Source organism: Stenotrophomonas sp. SI-NJAU-1, assembly GCF_020883215.1.
Classification (GTDB): domain Bacteria; phylum Pseudomonadota; class Gammaproteobacteria; order Xanthomonadales; family Xanthomonadaceae; genus Stenotrophomonas; species Stenotrophomonas indicatrix.
This window is the reverse complement of the sequence record NZ_CP086598.1, coordinates 1,189,044-1,204,530: the sequence shown is the minus strand read 5'-3', so window position 1 is coordinate 1,204,530 and position 15,487 is coordinate 1,189,044. Positions and strand designations below refer to the sequence as shown.

Here is a 15,487-nt window from a genome sequence, read left to right as displayed (position 1 = left end):
AAACAGAATCATCAGGAGAAGTCCTTTGGCTGAAATCATCGTAGTCACCTCCGGCAAGGGCGGCGTCGGCAAGACCACTTCCAGCGCAAGCCTGGCCTGCGGCCTGGCAAGGCGTGGCAAGAAGGTGGCGGTGATCGACTTCGACGTCGGCCTGCGCAACCTCGACCTGATCATGGGCTGCGAACGCCGCGTGGTGTACGACTTCGTGAATGTCGTGCATGGCGAAGCCACCCTCAAGCAGGCCCTGATCAAGGACAAGCGCTTTGACAACCTGTTCGTGCTGGCTGCCTCGCAGACCCGCGACAAGGATGCACTGACCCAGGAAGGCGTCGGCAAGGTCCTGAAGGACCTGGCCGCCGACGGCTTTGAATACATCATCTGCGACTCCCCGGCCGGCATCGAGAAGGGCGCCTTCCTGGCGATGTACTTCGCCGACCGTGCGGTGGTGGTGGTGAACCCGGAAGTGTCCTCGGTACGCGACTCGGACCGCATCATCGGCCTGCTCGATTCGAAGACCCACAAGGCCGAATCCGGTCAGGACGTGCCGGCCTTCCTGCTGCTGACCCGCTACACCCCGGTGCGCGTGGAAAGCGGCGAGATGCTCAGCATCGCCGACGTCGAGGAGGTCCTTGGCCTGAAGGCGATCGGCGTGATCCCCGAATCGGGTGACGTGCTCAATGCCTCCAACAAGGGCGAGCCGGTCATCCTGGATGGCGAATCCGCTGCCGGCCAGGCCTATGACGACGCCGTCGCACGCATCCTCGGCGAAGAACGCCCGATGCGCTTCACCAACGTCGAGAAGAAGGGCTTCTTCAGCAAGCTGTTCGGAGGGTAAGCATGGGCCTGTTTGATTTCCTCAAAGCGAAGAAGACCACCGCCGAAACCGCCAAGAACCGCCTGCAGATCATCATCGCGCAGGAGCGCAGCCACCGTGGCGGTCCTGACTACCTGCCGCTGCTGCAGCGCGAGCTGCTGGAAGTGATCAAGAAGTACGTCAACATCGACGTCGATGCAGTGAAGGTGGACCTGGTCAAGGATGGCCAGCACGACGTGCTGGACATCTCCGTGGCGCTGCCTGAAGGCCCGGACAAACCCTGAACCCCCTGCCCCGCCCGTGCCTGCATGGGCGGGGCTGCCTGACCCACATGACGGATACCACGCCCGAACCGAACGTTACCCGCGTCGGCGACATCGCCTTCGCCGATGCCCAGCGCCTGCTCGCCGCGCACGCGCTGCGCCTGCATCGGGTGGCGGCCGGCGAGCCGATCCCGGGCAGTTACTGGGGCGAGCCCGAGGCGGGCATCATCGCCAGCGACGTCTACGTGCGCGATGACACGCCGGTGCATTCAATGCTGCACGAGGCCTGCCACCTGATCGTGCTGCCACCGGAGCGGCGCGCGCAGGTGCATACCGACGCCACCGATTCGGTGCCCGAAGAAGACGCCACCTGCTACCTGCAGATCGTGCTGGCCGGGCACCTGCCCGGTGTCGGCAGTGAGCGGCTGATGGCCGACATGGATGCGTGGGGGTATACGTATCGGTTGGGGTCGACGAAGGCGTGGTTTGAACAGGACGCCGAAGACGCAAAGGCCTGGCTGATCGAACGCGGCTTGCCGGTGGCATGACGCATCGGTAGCGCCGGGCCATGCCCGGCGGCATGCACATCCGCCGCCGCGACGCGGTTCGCCGGGCATGGCCCGGCGCCACCGTGGGTCACGTGGCCAGCGCGCGCAGGGTGATGCCGACCACATACGCCAGATAGGTGCCGGTGGCATAGCCCATCGTACCCAGCAGCACGCCTACCGGCGCCAACGCTGGATGGAACGCAGCGGCCACCACCGGTGCCGAGGCCGGGCCGCCGATGTTCGACTGCGAACCGATGGCGAAGTAGAAGAACGGCACCTTCAACAGCTTGCCCAGGCACCACAGCAGCACGATGTGCACGCTGATCCAGATGATGCCGAGCAGGAACAGCCACGGGCGGTCCAGCAGCGCCAGCAGATCCATCTGCATGCCGATGCAGGCGATCAGGAAGTACAGCAGCAGCGAGCCCAGGCGCGAGGCGCCCGCGCCTTCCAGCGTACGTGCACGGGTGAAGCTCAGGCCCAGGCCGAGCGTGGTCGACAGCACCACCACCCACACGAACGGCGCATCCAGGCTGAACTGCGATGCCCAGCTGACGTGGACCTTGAACCAGGCCGCCAGCGGCGCGCCGATGGCGTGGGCCAGGCCGACGCCACCGAAGGCCACCGCCACGATCAGCATCAGATCGGTCAGGCTGGGAATGCGCTCATGCTCGGCCTGGAAGCGTGCGATGCGCTCCTTCAGCTCGTCGATGGCGGAGGTATCGGCACCGCTGCGTGCATCGATCTTCGCCGCGCGCCCAGCCAGGAAGATCAACGCCGCCATCCACACGTAGCCAACCCCCACATCGACCACCGCGAACTGGCCGAACGTGGTTGCGTTGACGTCGAACACTTCGCGCATGGCCAGCATGTTGGCACCGCCGCCGATCCAGCTGCCGGCCAGCGCCGCCATGCCGGCCCAGGTATCGCCGGCGACGGTATCCGGATGGATCGCACGCATGACCAGGAACGCGACCACCGCACCCAGCATGATGCTGGCCGAGGCGCCCAGGTACATCAGCACCAGCTTCGGCCCCAGCCGCAGGATGCCCTTGATGTCGACCGCCAGGGTCAGCAGGATCAGCGCCGCCGGCAGCAGGATGTCACGCGCGACCGGGTTGTACAGCCTGGTGTTCTGCCCGTCGATCAGGCCGAACGTGTTGTAGATGCCCGGCAGCAGATAGCACAGCAGCAGCGCCGGCACGAAGGTATAGAAGCGCTTCCACAGGCCCTGCTCGCGCGAAGCGGTCCAGAACACGGCGCCAAGGGTGGCGGCGATCAGGCCGAAGACGACGATGTCGTTCTGGATCAGGGCAGTCGAGGGCATGCAGGCATCCTGGTAGTACCGGCCGCTGGCCGGCAACCCCATGTAGGTAGGTCGCAACGTGCAGTTGCCGGCCAGCGGCCGGCACTACCGGAAAGCCGGGCGCCGCCACAAGGGCGGCGCCGGTATCGCTTACTCGCCGATGTGCTGCTTCAGCCAGGCGTTGACGGTGTCATGCCACAGGATGCTGTTGTTCGGCTTCAGCACCCAGTGGTTCTCGTCCGGGAAGTACAGGAACTTCGACTCGATGCCCTGGCGCTGGGCCGCGGTGAAGGCAGCCAGGCCCTGCTCGACCGGAATGCGGAAGTCCTGCTGGCCATGGATCACCAGGATCGGCTTCTTCCAGTCAGCCACGTGGTTGACCGGGTTGAACTTCTCGTAGTTCGCCGCCTTCTGGTACGGGGTACCGCCCTGCTCCCACTCGGTGAACCACAGTTCTTCGGTGGCATAGCCCATCATGCGCTGGTCGAACACACCGTCATGGTTGACCAGGCACTTGAACGGGCTGTTCCAGTTGCCGGCGATCCAGTTGACCATGAAGCCGCCGTAGCTGGCGCCCAGTGCGCAGGCCTTGTCACCGTTGAGGAAGTCGTACTTCTTCAGCGCCGCGCTCCAGCCCTTCTGCAGGTCTTCCAGCGGACGGTCACCCCAGTGCTGGCTGATCGCATCGGTGAAGGCCTGGCCGTAACCGGTGGAGCCGTGGAAGTCGATCATCACCACAGCGTAGCCCTGGCCTGCGTAAGTCTGCGGGTTCCAGCGGTAGCTCCAGCCATTGCCGAAGCTGCCCTGCGGGCCGCCATGGATCAGGAACGCAACCGGGTAGGACTTGCCTTCCTGGTAGTTGTGCGGCTTGACCACATAGCCATGCACGGTGTCGTTGTTCCAGCCCTTGAACTCGAACTGCTCGTAGTCGCCGAAGCTCACATCCTTCAGCACTTCGCCAGCGGCCGGGGTCAGCGCGCGCAGCGCGCCGATCGGCTCGCCAGCGGCCGGCAGCAGACCGACCAGCACCTGGTCGTTGCTCTTCAGGCTGTTGCGGGTGATGGCCACGCTGTTGCCGGCCACGTCGACAGCGGTGACGCTGCCATCGCCGATCAGCTTGGTGGCCTTGCCGCTGGCCACGTCGATCTGGAACAGCGGGTGTTCGCCGAGGTCGTCGGCGGTGGTGTAGATGCTGGCGCCGTCGGCGGACAGGGTGATGCCGCCGGCCGAACGGTCCCACTGCGGCGCGATCTCGCGCGTCTTGCCGCTGGCCAGGTCCATCGCCATCAGGCCGAAGCGGTCCGCCTCGAAGCCTGGGCGCTTCATCGCGCGGTAGAACAGGGTCTTGCCGTCGCCGCTGAACACCGGGCCGGCATCCCAGGCCGGGTTGGACGCGGTCAGGTTGACCGGCGCCTGCTTGCCCGCAGCATCGAAGCGGTACAGGTCGAAGTTGGTCGACCACGGCTCCTGCTTGCCGGCCACGCGGATGCTGGCGACCACGCTGCTGCCATCCGGCGACCAGGCGAAATCGTCATTGCCACCGAACGGCTTGGACGGAGCATCGCCGTCGATGGTCGCGCTCAGCGCCGAAGCGCCCTTGACCGCACCGGCCTTGGCTGCCGGCAACGGGGCGACGAACAGAGTGTTGCGGCGGCCGTCGTTCCAGGTATCCCAGTGGCGCACGAACAGCGAATCAAAGACCTTGCCGCTGGCCTTGGCGCCTTCCACGTCCTTCAGCTTCTTTTCGGTGCAGGCCAGGTCCGACGCACAGACCTGGAACACGCCGGCGCTGAACAGCACGCGGTCGTCCTGCGGCGACACGTGGTAGCTGTCCACGTCCACCGGGAAGTCGGTCAGCTGGCGCGGGGCGCCGCCACTGATCGGCTGTGCGTACAGCTGCTGGCTGCCGTTCTTGGCGCTGAGGAAGTACACGGTCTGGCCATCGGCCGACAGCGACGCGGAGTTGACGTTCCAGCCAGCCGGCGTGAGCTGCTTCGGCGGTGCCGCGTCGCGGGTGCGCAGGTTGCGCGCGAACAGTGCGGTGCTGGCCTTGAGGTTGGCATCGGTGCTGCGCTTGGCGAACACCACGGTGCCGCCGTCGGCGGTCAATACCGGCGCGGAGACGCGGTCCATGGCCACCATGTCGCGGACTTCCAGGCCACGGGCAGCGGCGACGCTGGGCAGGGCAGCCAGCAGGCTCAGTGGCAACAGGGCATGACGCAGTTTCATCGGGGTCTCCGCAGGACGGCAAAAAACCGATGGTAGGCCTGCGCGGCCGGGCCTGCCAAGGCCATCGGTCATGGCCGTGGCTGAGCTGCCGCCAGAAAAAGCAAACCGCGCCGTAGCGCGGTTTGCTGGGGACACCGGTAGTGCCGGCCGCTGGCCGGCAACCATGGGGCGTCACGGGTTCCAGGGTTGCCGGCCAGCGGCCGGCACTCCCGCCACGGCGCGCTTGCCGGTGCGGTAGATCAGCCAGCCGACCAGGAACAGCACGGCCAGGCCGATCCACTGCGCGGCCGGCAGGTGGAACGGCACGGCCAGCACGTCGGCACGGCTGCTGACCACGATCGGCACGGCGATGGCGATACCCATCAGCGCCTCACCGGTGATCAGGCCGGCAGCGAACAGCACACCCGGCTTGTGCACGCGGTCGCGGCCCTCTTCGTCATCGGCGCGCACCTTGTGGAAGCGCTCGACCAGGTAGGAGATCAGGCCACCGAGGAAGATCGGCACCATCAGTTCCAGCGGCAGGTAGATGCCGATCGCGGCGGCCAGCACCGGCACGCGGAAACGCGAGTTGCGCGACTTCAGCCAGCTGTCGAACGCGATGATGGCGGCACCGACCACGGCACCGATGCCGATGAAGGTCCACGGCAGCTCGCCACCGAACAGGCCCTTGGCCACCGACGCCATCAGGTTGGCCTGCGGTGCGGCCAGCGCATTCGGGTGCAGCTCGGACTTGACGCCGATGCCGTAGGCGGTGGCCAGCAGGTTCAGCACCGGGGCCATGATCAGCGCGCACGAGAACGCGCCGATGCCCAGCATCAGCTGCTGCTTCCACGGGGTGGCACCGACGATGTAGCCGGCCTTGAGGTCCTGCAGGTTGTCGCCACCGACGGCGGCGGCACAGCACACCACCGCGCCGATCATGATCGCGGCCACCGCACCCAGCGGCGCACCGAAGGCACCAACCGGCTGCAGGCCATCCTTGCCCAGCAGCAGCACCAGCACCGCCGAAGCGAACAGGATGGTGGAGATGGTGATGCCCGAGACCGGGTTGTTGGACGAACCGATCAGGCCGGCCAGGTAGGCCGACACCGAAACGAACAGGAAGCCGGCGACGATCATGATGAGGGTCATCGGGATCGACACGTGCCACTGGCCGACGATGGCCTGGTACAGCGCCAGCAGCGGCAGGGTGAACACCACCAGCGCCACCAGCATCCACTTCATCGGCAGGTCGCGCTCGGTGTGCGCCAGCACCGGGCCACCGCTCTTGCGCGCGGCCGCAAAGCCACTCTTGACGCCGTTGAGCAGCGACTTGCGCAGCGAGATCAGGGTCCAGATGCCGCCGATCAGCATCGCGCCGACACCGAGGTAGCGCATCTTCGCGCCCCAGATGGCGAACGCCGCTTCGGTGGACGAGGCGGTGGCGATCGAGGTGGCCAGCGCCGGATCGGTGTTCATGAAGAACGCCTGGTAGATCGGGATGGCGATGTGCCAGGTCAGGATCGAGCCGGACACCACCACGATGCCGACGTTGAGGCCGACGATGTACCCCACGCCCAGCAGTGCGGGCGACAGGTTGGTGCCGATGAAGGCGGTGACCTTGGAGCTGCCGACATAGGCCGAAGTGGCCCAGGCGTCCGGGATCAGGCGCATGCCGCTTTCCGCGGCCAGCTTCACGAACGCACCGATCACCGCCGACAGGCCGAGGATCTTCAGGCCCGGGCCCGGGTTCTCACCGGCCTTGAGCACTTCGGCCGCAGCCTTGCCTTCCGGGAACGGAAGCGGATCTTCGACGATCATCGAACGGCGCAGCGGCACCGAGAACAGCACGCCCAGCAGGCCACCGAGACCGGCGATGCCCAGCACCCACCAGTACTTGAAGTCCGGCCAGTAGCCCATGATCACCAGCGCGGGGATGGTGAAGATCACACCGGCGGCGATCGACGAACCGGCCGAAGCGCCGGTCTGCACGATGTTGTTCTCAAGGATCGAACCGCCCCCCAGCAGGCGCAGCACGCCCATGGAAATGACCGCGGCGGGAATCGCGGTGGCGATGGTCAGGCCTGCGAACAGACCGAGGTAGGCGTTTGCGGCCGACAGCACCACCGCCAGCACGATGGCCAGGACCACCGCGCGGAAAGTGAGCTGCTTGGGCGCAGCGTCATGGTTCATGAAAGCCCCTGCTGGCAAAAAATCCCTGCCACGCTAGCGTTCAGGGGGCAGCAAGTCCAGCGTGCCGAAGGATGGGGGGCGCAGGTGGAACACGAGCGGGCCCGCAGCGGCATCCCAGCCAACTGATGCGGCAAAGCCCGAGTGGGCACTCCGTAAACGCTATGTTATAACCTTCCGTTGCCCTGTACCCACCCACCGCATGTCCTCCTCCCCCTCCTCCCGGCTGGCCTCCATCGACCAGTTGCGCGGCACCGTGATGCTGCTGATGCTGCTCGACCACGTGCGCGAGACGTTCTTCCTGCAGTATCAGGTCGGCGATCCGATGGACGCGGCAACCGTATCCCCTGCCCTGTTCGCCTGCCGCCTGCTGGCCCACCTGTGCGCGCCGGTGTTCGTGCTGCTGACCGGCCTGTCGGCCTGGCTGTACGGCCAGCGCCATGCCGATCCGCGCCGTGCCATTGCGGCTTTCCTGCTCAAGCGCGGCCTGTTCCTGGTGGTGCTGGAACTGACCCTGGTCAACCTCGCCTGGACCTTCCAGTGGCCGCCGGAAACGGTATACCTGCAGGTGATCTGGGCGATCGGCCTGAGCATGATCGCGCTGGCCGGCCTGCTGTGGCTGCCGCGGCCGGTGCTGGCCGTCCTGGCGGTGACGCTGGTGGTCGGTCACAACCTGCTGGACGGCGTACGGGTGCAGGGCGACGGCGCTCTGGCAGTGCTGTGGAAGGTGCTGCACCAGCGCGACTGGATCGAGGCTGGGCCGTTGAGCCTGCGTACCTCCTACCCCGTGCTGCCGTGGATCGGGGTGATCGCGCTGGGCTACCTGATGGCGCCGTGGTTCGCTGCCGGCAGCGACCCGCAGCAGCGCCGGCAGCGGCTGCTGTGGTCCGGGCTGGGCGCACTGGCCGCCTTCGCTCTGCTGCGCTTCGCCAACGGCTATGGCGACACGCCGTGGCAGTACCAGCAGACCACGCTGCGCACGTGGATGAGCGTGTTCAACATCACCAAGTACCCGCCCTCGCTGCAGTTCCTGCTGCTGACCCTGGGCATGGGCCTGCTGCTGTTGCGGCTGTATGAGTGGCCACCGCTGGCGCGTGCGCTGCGGCCGCTGGCCGATATCGGTGCAGCGCCGATGTTCTTCTATCTGCTGCACCTGTATGTGCTGAAGCTGTTGTACCTGGCGGCCCTGAAGACCTGGGGCCCGACCCACGGTTGCCTGTATGCGCTGGACTCGGTGGCCGGGCTGCTGCTGGTGGCCTGCGCGCTGGCGGTGGTGCTGTACCCACCGACGCTGGCGTTCGCGCGGTTCAAGGCGCGGCGACGTGACCTGGCCTGGCTGCGATACCTGTGAACGGTAGCGCCGGGCCATGCCCGGCGTTGCACAGGATCGCTGGGCATGGCCCGGCGCTACCCGGCGCGCGCCTGCAGCGCACGCCTATAATTCCGCGATGAATTCCACGGCTATCGCTTCCGACGACTTCCTCGGCCATCCCAAGGGCGTCTACGTCTGCTTCTTCACCGAAATGTGGGAGCGCTTCTCCTTCTACGGCATGAAGGCGCTGCTGCTGCTGTACCTCACCAAGTACCACCTGTTCGGCGACAAGGCCGGGCTGGACCTGCTAGGCGCCTACGGCGGGCTGGTGTACTGCATCCCGGTGTTCGGCGGCATGTTGGCCGACCGCTGGCTGGGCATGCGCCGGGCGGTGCTGTTCGGCGGCATCCTGCTGGTGCTCGGCCACCTCGGCATGGCCTTCGAGGGCCACGCCGCATACCGGGTCAACGGCGAAGTAGTGCGCGACACCTCGGCACTGGCCGTGACCTACCTGTCGCTGGCGCTGATCATCATGGGCGTCGGCTTCCTCAAGCCGAACATCTCCACCATCGTCGGCAAGCTTTATCCGCAGGACGATCCGCGCCGCGATTCGGGCTTCTCGCTGTTCTATGCCGGCATCAACCTGGGCGCCCTGTTCTCTTCGCTGGTGTGCGGTTTCCTGGGCGAGGTCTACGGCTGGAAGTACGGCTTCGGTGCGGCTGGCATCGGCATGCTGGCCGGGCTGGCGATGTTCCTGTGGGGCCAGAAATACCTGCAGGGCCACGCCGAGCCGCCGCAACCGGCGACCTTGAAGCAGAAGGTGCTGGGCCTGCCGCGCGAATGGCTGATCTACCTGTGCGCGGTGATCGGCGTGCTGCCGGTGGCCTGGCTGATGTGGGCGGCCGGCAACGGTGCCTTCGCGCTTGGCGGTGAAATCAGCCTGGCACTGATGCTGATGCTGGTGGTGCTGGGCGGCGTGCTGGTCTGGTTCGCCTGGTTCACCGGCACCCAGTGCACGCCGGTGCAGCGCAAGCAGATGGTCGCGCTGATGGTGCTGATCTTCATGGCGCTGGTGTTCTTCACGATGTACGAGCAATCGTATGGCTCGTGGGTGACCTTCACCGACCGCCTGCTGACCAAGGACATCGTGCCTGCGCTGGTGATCCGCGAAGGCTCACCGCTGCCGTGGTCGATCCTCTCGCTGCTGCTGGCACCGCTGGGCTTCGTGGTCAGCGCGCGCCTGTCCGAGCGTCGCCCGGGCTCGTCCGCGCCGCGCACGTTCTTCATCGCCATCGTCGCGCTGATGCTGGTGCTGCTGGTACGCGACTGCCTGGTGATCCCGCAGACCGCCGGTTCGCTGACCTACCTCGGCGGCCTGTTCCTGGTGCTGCTGGCGCCGGCGTTCGCCGCGTTGTGGACCTGGATGGACCGCCGCGGCTGGGAACCGGGCAAGCCGGTGAAGTCGGCCTGGGGGCTGGTGATCGGTGCGCTCTCGTTCGTACCGCTGGCGCTGGCCGCGCAGCACGTTGGTGCCACCGGCGAGATGGCCAGCGTGTGGTGGCTGGTGCTGGCCTACTTCCTGCTGGCCAGCGGCGAGATGTGCCTGTCGCCGGTCGGCCTGTCGGCGGTCACCCAGCTGGCGGTGCCCCGGGTGATGAGCCTGATGATGGGCACCTGGTTCCTGGCGACGGCCTTCTCCGAAACGCTGGCCGCGCTGTTCGGCAAGCTGGCGGCGATCGACGTACCTGAAGGCGAAACGCTGGACATGGCCGCTGCGGCCGGTGCCTATGCACACCTGTTCTGGCTGCTGATGTGGATCGGCCTGGGCTGCGCGTTGCTGGCCTTCATCGCTGCGCCGCTGTTGAAGCGGATGATGCACGGGGTGAAATAACGCCCGACGGCAGGACACCGCGGCGGCCACCAGGTCGGTGGCCGCCGCGTCTGTTTCAGGGCGCCCTGCCCTTGTCGGAAGACGTTGCGGCCGCTGCGGTACCGCCGCCCAGGCTGCGTGACAGGAAGGCCAGCAGCCTGCTGTAGTACTCGCGCTGGTGCTCAGGCCGGTGGAAACCGTGCCCTTCGGTGCGGTAGTACAGGCTCTCCACCGGTGAGCCGGCCGCCTTCAGCGCTGCCTCCATACGCTCGGTGTGCTTGACCGGCGCACGCGTGTCTTCGCCGCCAGCGGCCAGGAACACCGGCACTTTCAGCTGCGCGGCCAGGTTCACCGGCGAACGGGCTCCCAGGGTCTTCGGATCACCCACCCATTCGCGCTGCCAGGCCATGGCTGAATCGCTCAGCTGTGCCTCACCACTGAACATCAGCGGCAGGTCGTACACACCGACGTAGCCGGCCGCGCACTGGTACAGCCCGGGTTCGCGGATCGGCCCCATCATCGCGGCATACGCACCGTAGCTGGCCCCATAGATGCAGATGCGGTTGCGGTCGGCGATGCCCTCTGCGATGGCCCAGCGGGTGGCGTCGGTCACATCGTCCTGCATGGCCGCGCCCCACTGCTTCGCACCCGCCTGGGTGAACGCGCGGCCATAGTTGGCCGAACCACGGAAGTTGACCTGCAACACGGCATACCCTGCTGCCGCCAGCATCTGCGGCTCGCTGCTGTAGCTGCCCTCATCGAATACGCCGATGGGGCCACCATGCGGCAGCACCACCAACGGCAGATTGCGCCCTTCGCTGCCCGGCGGCAGGGTCAGGAAGCCGTGCAGGGGCAACCCGTCGCGCGCCTTCAGCGAGAACGGGCGCACGGTGGCGGCCAGTCTGGGGTCGATCCATTCGCTGCGGCTGAGCAGATGCTCGGCCGCCTTCGCGCGGGTGTCGAACAGGTAGAAATCCCCGGGGTTGCTGCCCGACCACGTCTGCACCACCACCTTGCCGCCATCGCGGGTACTGGAGGTGATGAACACCGGGCCGCCGAACGCCGCTTCAAGGCTGCGGTACTGACGGGCATCGGCCCCCTTCTCATCGAAGAAGCGCGTGCGCGGTGCATCGCCGGCAAACAGCGCGCCCACCGGCACGCGGGTGCCCGGGCGAAAGATGATCGCGTAGGGATCGACCACGCCATCACGCAGCACCTCGCGCCGTTCGCCGGTCTGCGGGTTCCAGCTGACGATGGCATCGGGCCCGGTGGGCTGCTCGACCTGCAGATAGGCCAGCGCGCCATCTTCGGAGAAGCCGATTGCGGTTTCTATCCGGTGGCTCAGCGACTCGTCATTGACCAGCGACCACTGCGCATTGGTCCCGGCGCGGTAGTAGAGCTTGTTGACGTTGTCCGACGCTGCGCCGTGGGCGAAGCGTACTTCCCCCTGATGATCGGTAGTGAAATCGGCACGCTGCACGGGGGAACCGGACACGCGCACGCGACGCCCACTGACCACGTCAAGCCGCTCGACCCGGGTGTAGGGGTCTTCGGCGAAGGGCCATACCGCGATCAGCACATTGCGGTCGTCGCCCGCCAGTTCGTCGGTGAGGAAGGCCGCGACGTCCTCCACCTTCTTCGGCTGGATGCGCGTGCCCAACCCGCGCCCCTGCACGCGGTAGCCGACCAGCAGCTCCCCACCCTTGCCATCGACGTTGACCCCGTACAGTTCACCGGTGGGCTGTGGCGTATCGAGTACACCGAGCTTCTCGGCCAGGCCGACCAGCAGGCGCTCGTTGCTCACCCATTCAAAGGTGTTGGCGTGGTTCTTGTCCTGCGGGCGGAACACGCCGGCAGGCTTGCGGTCGGACGTGCGCAGGATGACCAGCGCGGTGGAATCGTCCAGCGGTACGGTGCCGGCAACGTATTCGCCGCCGGGCGAGAGCTTGACGTTCGAAAACGACTCCGGTTTCAGGTACTTCTCCAGGTCCACCCCGCCGGTACCCGCCGACGTCCCGCCCACCACCGCGCACAACAGCGCGGCAAGTACAGTCCTGCGCATCCTTCCCCCTCCCTGCCCGGACACCCTGTCCAGATTCGCCGATTCTAGGCAGGCCCGCGATGGCTCCGCCAGTGGCGAGGGCGCCATCGCCGGACTCAGGGCGCCTTCTCTGCATTGCCAGCGGCCGTCACCTGTGCCGTTGCTCCGCCCAGGCTGCGCGACAGGAACGCCAGCAGGTGGCCGTAGTAGTCGCGCTGGTTGGCCAGGTTGTACAGCCCATGCCCTTCGTTCTTGTAGTACAGGGCCTGCACAGGCGTTCCGGCCTGCTTCAATGCCGCCTCCATCCGCTCGGTATGCACCACCGGTGCGCGCTGGTCTTCGCGGCCGGCGGCCAGCAGCACCGGCACACCAACCTGCGCGGCCAGGTTGACCGGCGAGCGTTCGACAAGATCCTTGGGCCGTCCCAGCCACTCGCGCAGGTAGATCAACCCGGATTCGTCACTCTGGATATCCCCGCGCGCATACATCAAGGGCAGGTCGTAGATGCCAACGTAACCTGCCGCACAACGGTAAAGACCCGGCTCGCGCACCGTCCCCATCAGCGCCGCATAGGCGCCGTAGCTGGCCCCATAGATGCAGATGCGTTCACGGTCGGCAATTCCCTGCTCGATGGCCCAGCGCGTGGCATCGGTCACATCGTCCTGCATCGCCGCACCCCATTGTTTGCGCGCAGCCTGCGCATGTGCGCGCCCGTAACCGGCCGAGCCACGGAAATTCACCTGCAGCACGGCATAGCCGGCGGCCGCCAGCATCTGCGTCTCGGTGGAGTACGTGCCATCGTCCAGGACCCCGATCGGACCGCCATGCGGCACCACCACCATCGGTAGCGCGCGCATCGGCACCCCCGGTGGCACGGTGAGGAACCCATGCAGGGGGCGGCCGTCGCGGGCCTGCAAGGTGATGGCGCGTACGTCGGCACTCTGCGCCGGGTCGATCCAGTCGCTGCGGCTGATCAGGTGCCGGGCGCGCTTGCCCAGCGTGTCATACAGGTAGAAATCTCCCGGATTGCGGCCCGACCAGGATTCCACCAGGACAGTGCTGCCGTCGCGGGTGCTGGAGGTGATGTATACCGGAGCACCAAGCGCGGTTTCCAGGCTGCGATAAAGCCGGGCATCCTCCGAGGTCTCATCGAAGAAGCGCGTGCGTGGGGTAGTGCCCATGAACAGCGCGCCCACCGGCACCTGCGTACCGGGGCGGTGGATGATGCGTGCAGGGTCGGCGATCTCATCACGCAGAACCGTTCGCCGCTCGTCGCTCTGCGGGTCCCAGCTGACGATCACGTCGGGGCCTTCGGCCTGCTCCACCTGCAGATAGGCCAGGCGGCCGTCGGCCGAGAAGCCGATGGCCGCCTCGTTGCGCGGGTTCAAGGCCTCGTCGTGCAGCAGTATCCATTCGCTGCTGGCACCCGCGCGGTAATACAGCTTCTTTTTCTGGTCAGGTCCGACGCCGTAAGCGAAGCGCACTTCGCCCCGGGCGTCGATGGTGAAGGCGGCCTGCGCGATCGGCGCGCGCGCGACCGCGTTGCGGCGACCGGTGCTCACGTCCATGCGTTCGATCTGGGTGGCCGCGTTGTCGGTGAACGGAGTGACCGCCACCAGCACGTTGCGATCGTCGTCCTTCAACTCGTCGGTGAGGAAAGCCGCCACCATTCCCGCAGGCTTGACCTTGATGTTGGTGCCCAGTCCGGTTTCAGCGGTGCGGTAGCCGACCAGCAGTTCTCCCCCCTTGCCGTTGGCGTTGATGCCGAACAGCTCGCCGGTGGGCGCCGGTCGATCCAGCACACCCAGCTTCTGCGCCATCCCCACCAGCAGGCGTTCATTGCTTACCCAGTCGAAGGTATGGGCGTGGTTGTTGCGGGGTGGGCGGAAGGTGCCGACCATCTTCATGTCGGCGATCCGGTAGATCGCCAGCGCCGTACCCGCCTCGATCGGAACCGTGGCAGCCACGTACTCGCCACCCGGCGAAATCTTGATGTCGGCGAATGCTTCCTGCCGCAGGTAGCGGTCCAGGTCCACCCCGCCGGTACCCGCCGACGTCCCGCCCACCACCGCGCACAGCAGCGCGGCAAGCACAATCCTGCGCATCCTTCCCCCTGAGAACGGACTCCCTGCCCGCAGTCTCGATTCTAGGCAGGCAAGCAGGCGCGCCGCCAGTGGGCAGAAAAAACGACGGCACCGTTGCCGGTGCCGTCGTTGCCACTACCTTGGAGAGAGAGAGTAAGGACGTGGGTTCGGGGGGCGTGCGCCGGGTCAATGGACCCCGCGCACCGCCAGAGTGAGGGCCAGGATGCTGAGGATCACCGCGATGGTGCCGTCCAGCACGCGCCAGGTGCTGGGCTTGGTGAACAGCGGCGCCAGCAGGCGCGCGCCCAGGCCCTGCGCGGTCAGCCACAGGCAGCTGGCGGTGACCACGCCGGCCGCGAAGGCCATGCGTGCATTGCCGAAGTTCTCGGCGATGGAGCCGATCACCATCATGTCCAGCCAGAAGTGCGGGTTGATCAGCGAGAAGCCGACTGCCGCCATCAGCACCGCACGACGGCTGCCGTCGTCGCTGTCGGCTTCGCCCATGCCACCGCCACCGGCGATCGCACGGCGTGCCGACTTCATCGCATACCAGGCCAGGAAGGCCACGCCGGTCCAGAGGACGGCGGTGGTCAGCCACGGCAGCGCGGTGGTGAGCGTGCGCAGGCCGGCCACGCTGGCGAAGATGAAGATCGCATCGATGGCCGCACAGGTGGCGACCACCGGCACGATGTGCTTGCGCAGGATGCCCTGGCGCAGGATGAAGGCGCTCTGGGCGCCGACCACGGCGAACAGGCCGATGCCGGTGGCTGCACCGGAGAACCAGGCACCGAGGCCGGTGCTGGCGGAGATGACCGAGAACATGGGATTCACTACCTTGTCTTGCCTGGGGG

General features: G+C 66.8%; 11 protein-coding genes. 5 read left to right on the top strand and 6 right to left on the bottom strand.

Features of this window, described 5'->3' with window-relative positions:
* Positions 1 to 25: 25 nt before the first annotated feature.
* The 3 genes from minD to LMF57_RS05560 are packed head-to-tail and all read left to right on the top strand — an operon-like array spanning position 26 to position 1,625.
* Complete coding sequence (minD, locus tag LMF57_RS05570; RefSeq protein WP_117309793.1) at positions 26 to 835, top strand: septum site-determining protein MinD; 810 nt, start codon at positions 26 to 28, stop codon at positions 833 to 835.
* Between the two features lie 2 nt (positions 836 to 837).
* Positions 838 to 1,098 (top strand): cell division topological specificity factor MinE, encoded by a 261-nt coding sequence (gene minE / locus LMF57_RS05565; RefSeq protein ID WP_005408532.1) that lies wholly within the window; start codon positions 838 to 840, stop codon positions 1,096 to 1,098.
* A 47-nt stretch (positions 1,099 to 1,145) separates the two neighbouring features.
* Positions 1,146 to 1,625 (top strand): hypothetical protein, encoded by a 480-nt coding sequence (locus LMF57_RS05560; RefSeq protein ID WP_117309792.1) that lies wholly within the window; start codon positions 1,146 to 1,148, stop codon positions 1,623 to 1,625.
* 88 nt (positions 1,626 to 1,713) lie between these two features.
* Here the strand turns inward: LMF57_RS05560 and LMF57_RS05555 are convergent, their stop codons facing one another.
* The 3 genes from LMF57_RS05555 to LMF57_RS05545 all read right to left on the bottom strand — a co-directional run bounded on the left by LMF57_RS05555 (position 1,714) and on the right by LMF57_RS05545 (position 7,332).
* Positions 1,714 to 2,952: a DUF819 family protein gene (locus LMF57_RS05555; protein ID WP_229291054.1), complete on the bottom strand. Its 1,239-nt coding sequence runs from the start codon at positions 2,950 to 2,952 to the stop codon at positions 1,714 to 1,716.
* Between the two features lie 129 nt (positions 2,953 to 3,081).
* Positions 3,082 to 5,160: a S9 family peptidase gene (locus LMF57_RS05550; RefSeq protein WP_229291053.1), complete on the bottom strand. Its 2,079-nt coding sequence runs from the start codon at positions 5,158 to 5,160 to the stop codon at positions 3,082 to 3,084.
* Positions 5,161 to 5,331: 171 nt separating this feature from the next.
* Complete coding sequence (locus LMF57_RS05545) at positions 5,332 to 7,332, bottom strand: oligopeptide transporter, OPT family (protein WP_229291052.1); 2,001 nt, start codon at positions 7,330 to 7,332, stop codon at positions 5,332 to 5,334.
* Positions 7,333 to 7,531: 199 nt separating this feature from the next.
* Between LMF57_RS05545 and LMF57_RS05540 the strand changes: the two genes are divergently transcribed.
* A complete protein-coding gene (locus LMF57_RS05540) occupies positions 7,532 to 8,680 on the top strand; it encodes a heparan-alpha-glucosaminide N-acetyltransferase domain-containing protein (protein WP_208082132.1) in 1,149 nt (382 codons plus the stop codon).
* Between the two features lie 97 nt (positions 8,681 to 8,777).
* The gene (locus LMF57_RS05535) at positions 8,778 to 10,532 is read left to right on the top strand and encodes an oligopeptide:H+ symporter (protein ID WP_229291051.1); all 1,755 of its coding nucleotides are present in this window, start codon (positions 8,778 to 8,780) and stop codon (positions 10,530 to 10,532) included.
* A 55-nt stretch (positions 10,533 to 10,587) separates the two neighbouring features.
* Here LMF57_RS05535 and LMF57_RS05530 read toward each other — a convergent pair whose 3' ends face one another.
* The 3 genes from LMF57_RS05530 to LMF57_RS05520 all read right to left on the bottom strand — a co-directional run bounded on the left by LMF57_RS05530 (position 10,588) and on the right by LMF57_RS05520 (position 15,458).
* A complete protein-coding gene (locus tag LMF57_RS05530) occupies positions 10,588 to 12,573 on the bottom strand; it encodes a S9 family peptidase (RefSeq protein WP_229291050.1) in 1,986 nt (661 codons plus the stop codon).
* Between the two features lie 95 nt (positions 12,574 to 12,668).
* Positions 12,669 to 14,657: a S9 family peptidase gene (locus LMF57_RS05525; RefSeq protein WP_229291049.1), complete on the bottom strand. Its 1,989-nt coding sequence runs from the start codon at positions 14,655 to 14,657 to the stop codon at positions 12,669 to 12,671.
* A gap of 165 nt (positions 14,658 to 14,822) precedes the next feature.
* Entirely contained in the window at positions 14,823 to 15,458 is a 636-nt protein-coding gene (locus tag LMF57_RS05520; protein ID WP_025873889.1) for a LysE family transporter, read from the bottom strand.
* Positions 15,459 to 15,487 lie beyond the last annotated feature (29 nt).

What these genes read in the sequence shown, in the direction of transcription:
- minE (WP_005408532.1), top strand. Translation starts at nt 838, where the DNA reads ATGGGCCTGTTTGATTTCCTCAAAGCGAAGAAGACCACCGCCGAAACC.
- LMF57_RS05560 (WP_117309792.1), top strand. Translation starts at nt 1,146, where the DNA reads ATGACGGATACCACGCCCGAACCGAACGTTACCCGCGTCGGCGACATC.
- LMF57_RS05555 (WP_229291054.1), bottom strand. Translation starts at nt 2,952, where the DNA reads ATGCCCTCGACTGCCCTGATCCAGAACGACATCGTCGTCTTCGGCCTG.
- LMF57_RS05550 (WP_229291053.1), bottom strand. Translation starts at nt 5,160, where the DNA reads ATGAAACTGCGTCATGCCCTGTTGCCACTGAGCCTGCTGGCTGCCCTG.
- LMF57_RS05545 (WP_229291052.1), bottom strand. Translation starts at nt 7,332, where the DNA reads ATGAACCATGACGCTGCGCCCAAGCAGCTCACTTTCCGCGCGGTGGTC.
- LMF57_RS05540 (WP_208082132.1), top strand. Translation starts at nt 7,532, where the DNA reads ATGTCCTCCTCCCCCTCCTCCCGGCTGGCCTCCATCGACCAGTTGCGC.
- LMF57_RS05535 (WP_229291051.1), top strand. Translation starts at nt 8,778, where the DNA reads ATGAATTCCACGGCTATCGCTTCCGACGACTTCCTCGGCCATCCCAAG.
- LMF57_RS05530 (WP_229291050.1), bottom strand. Translation starts at nt 12,573, where the DNA reads ATGCGCAGGACTGTACTTGCCGCGCTGTTGTGCGCGGTGGTGGGCGGG.
- LMF57_RS05525 (WP_229291049.1), bottom strand. Translation starts at nt 14,657, where the DNA reads ATGCGCAGGATTGTGCTTGCCGCGCTGCTGTGCGCGGTGGTGGGCGGG.
- LMF57_RS05520 (WP_025873889.1), bottom strand. Translation starts at nt 15,458, where the DNA reads ATGTTCTCGGTCATCTCCGCCAGCACCGGCCTCGGTGCCTGGTTCTCC.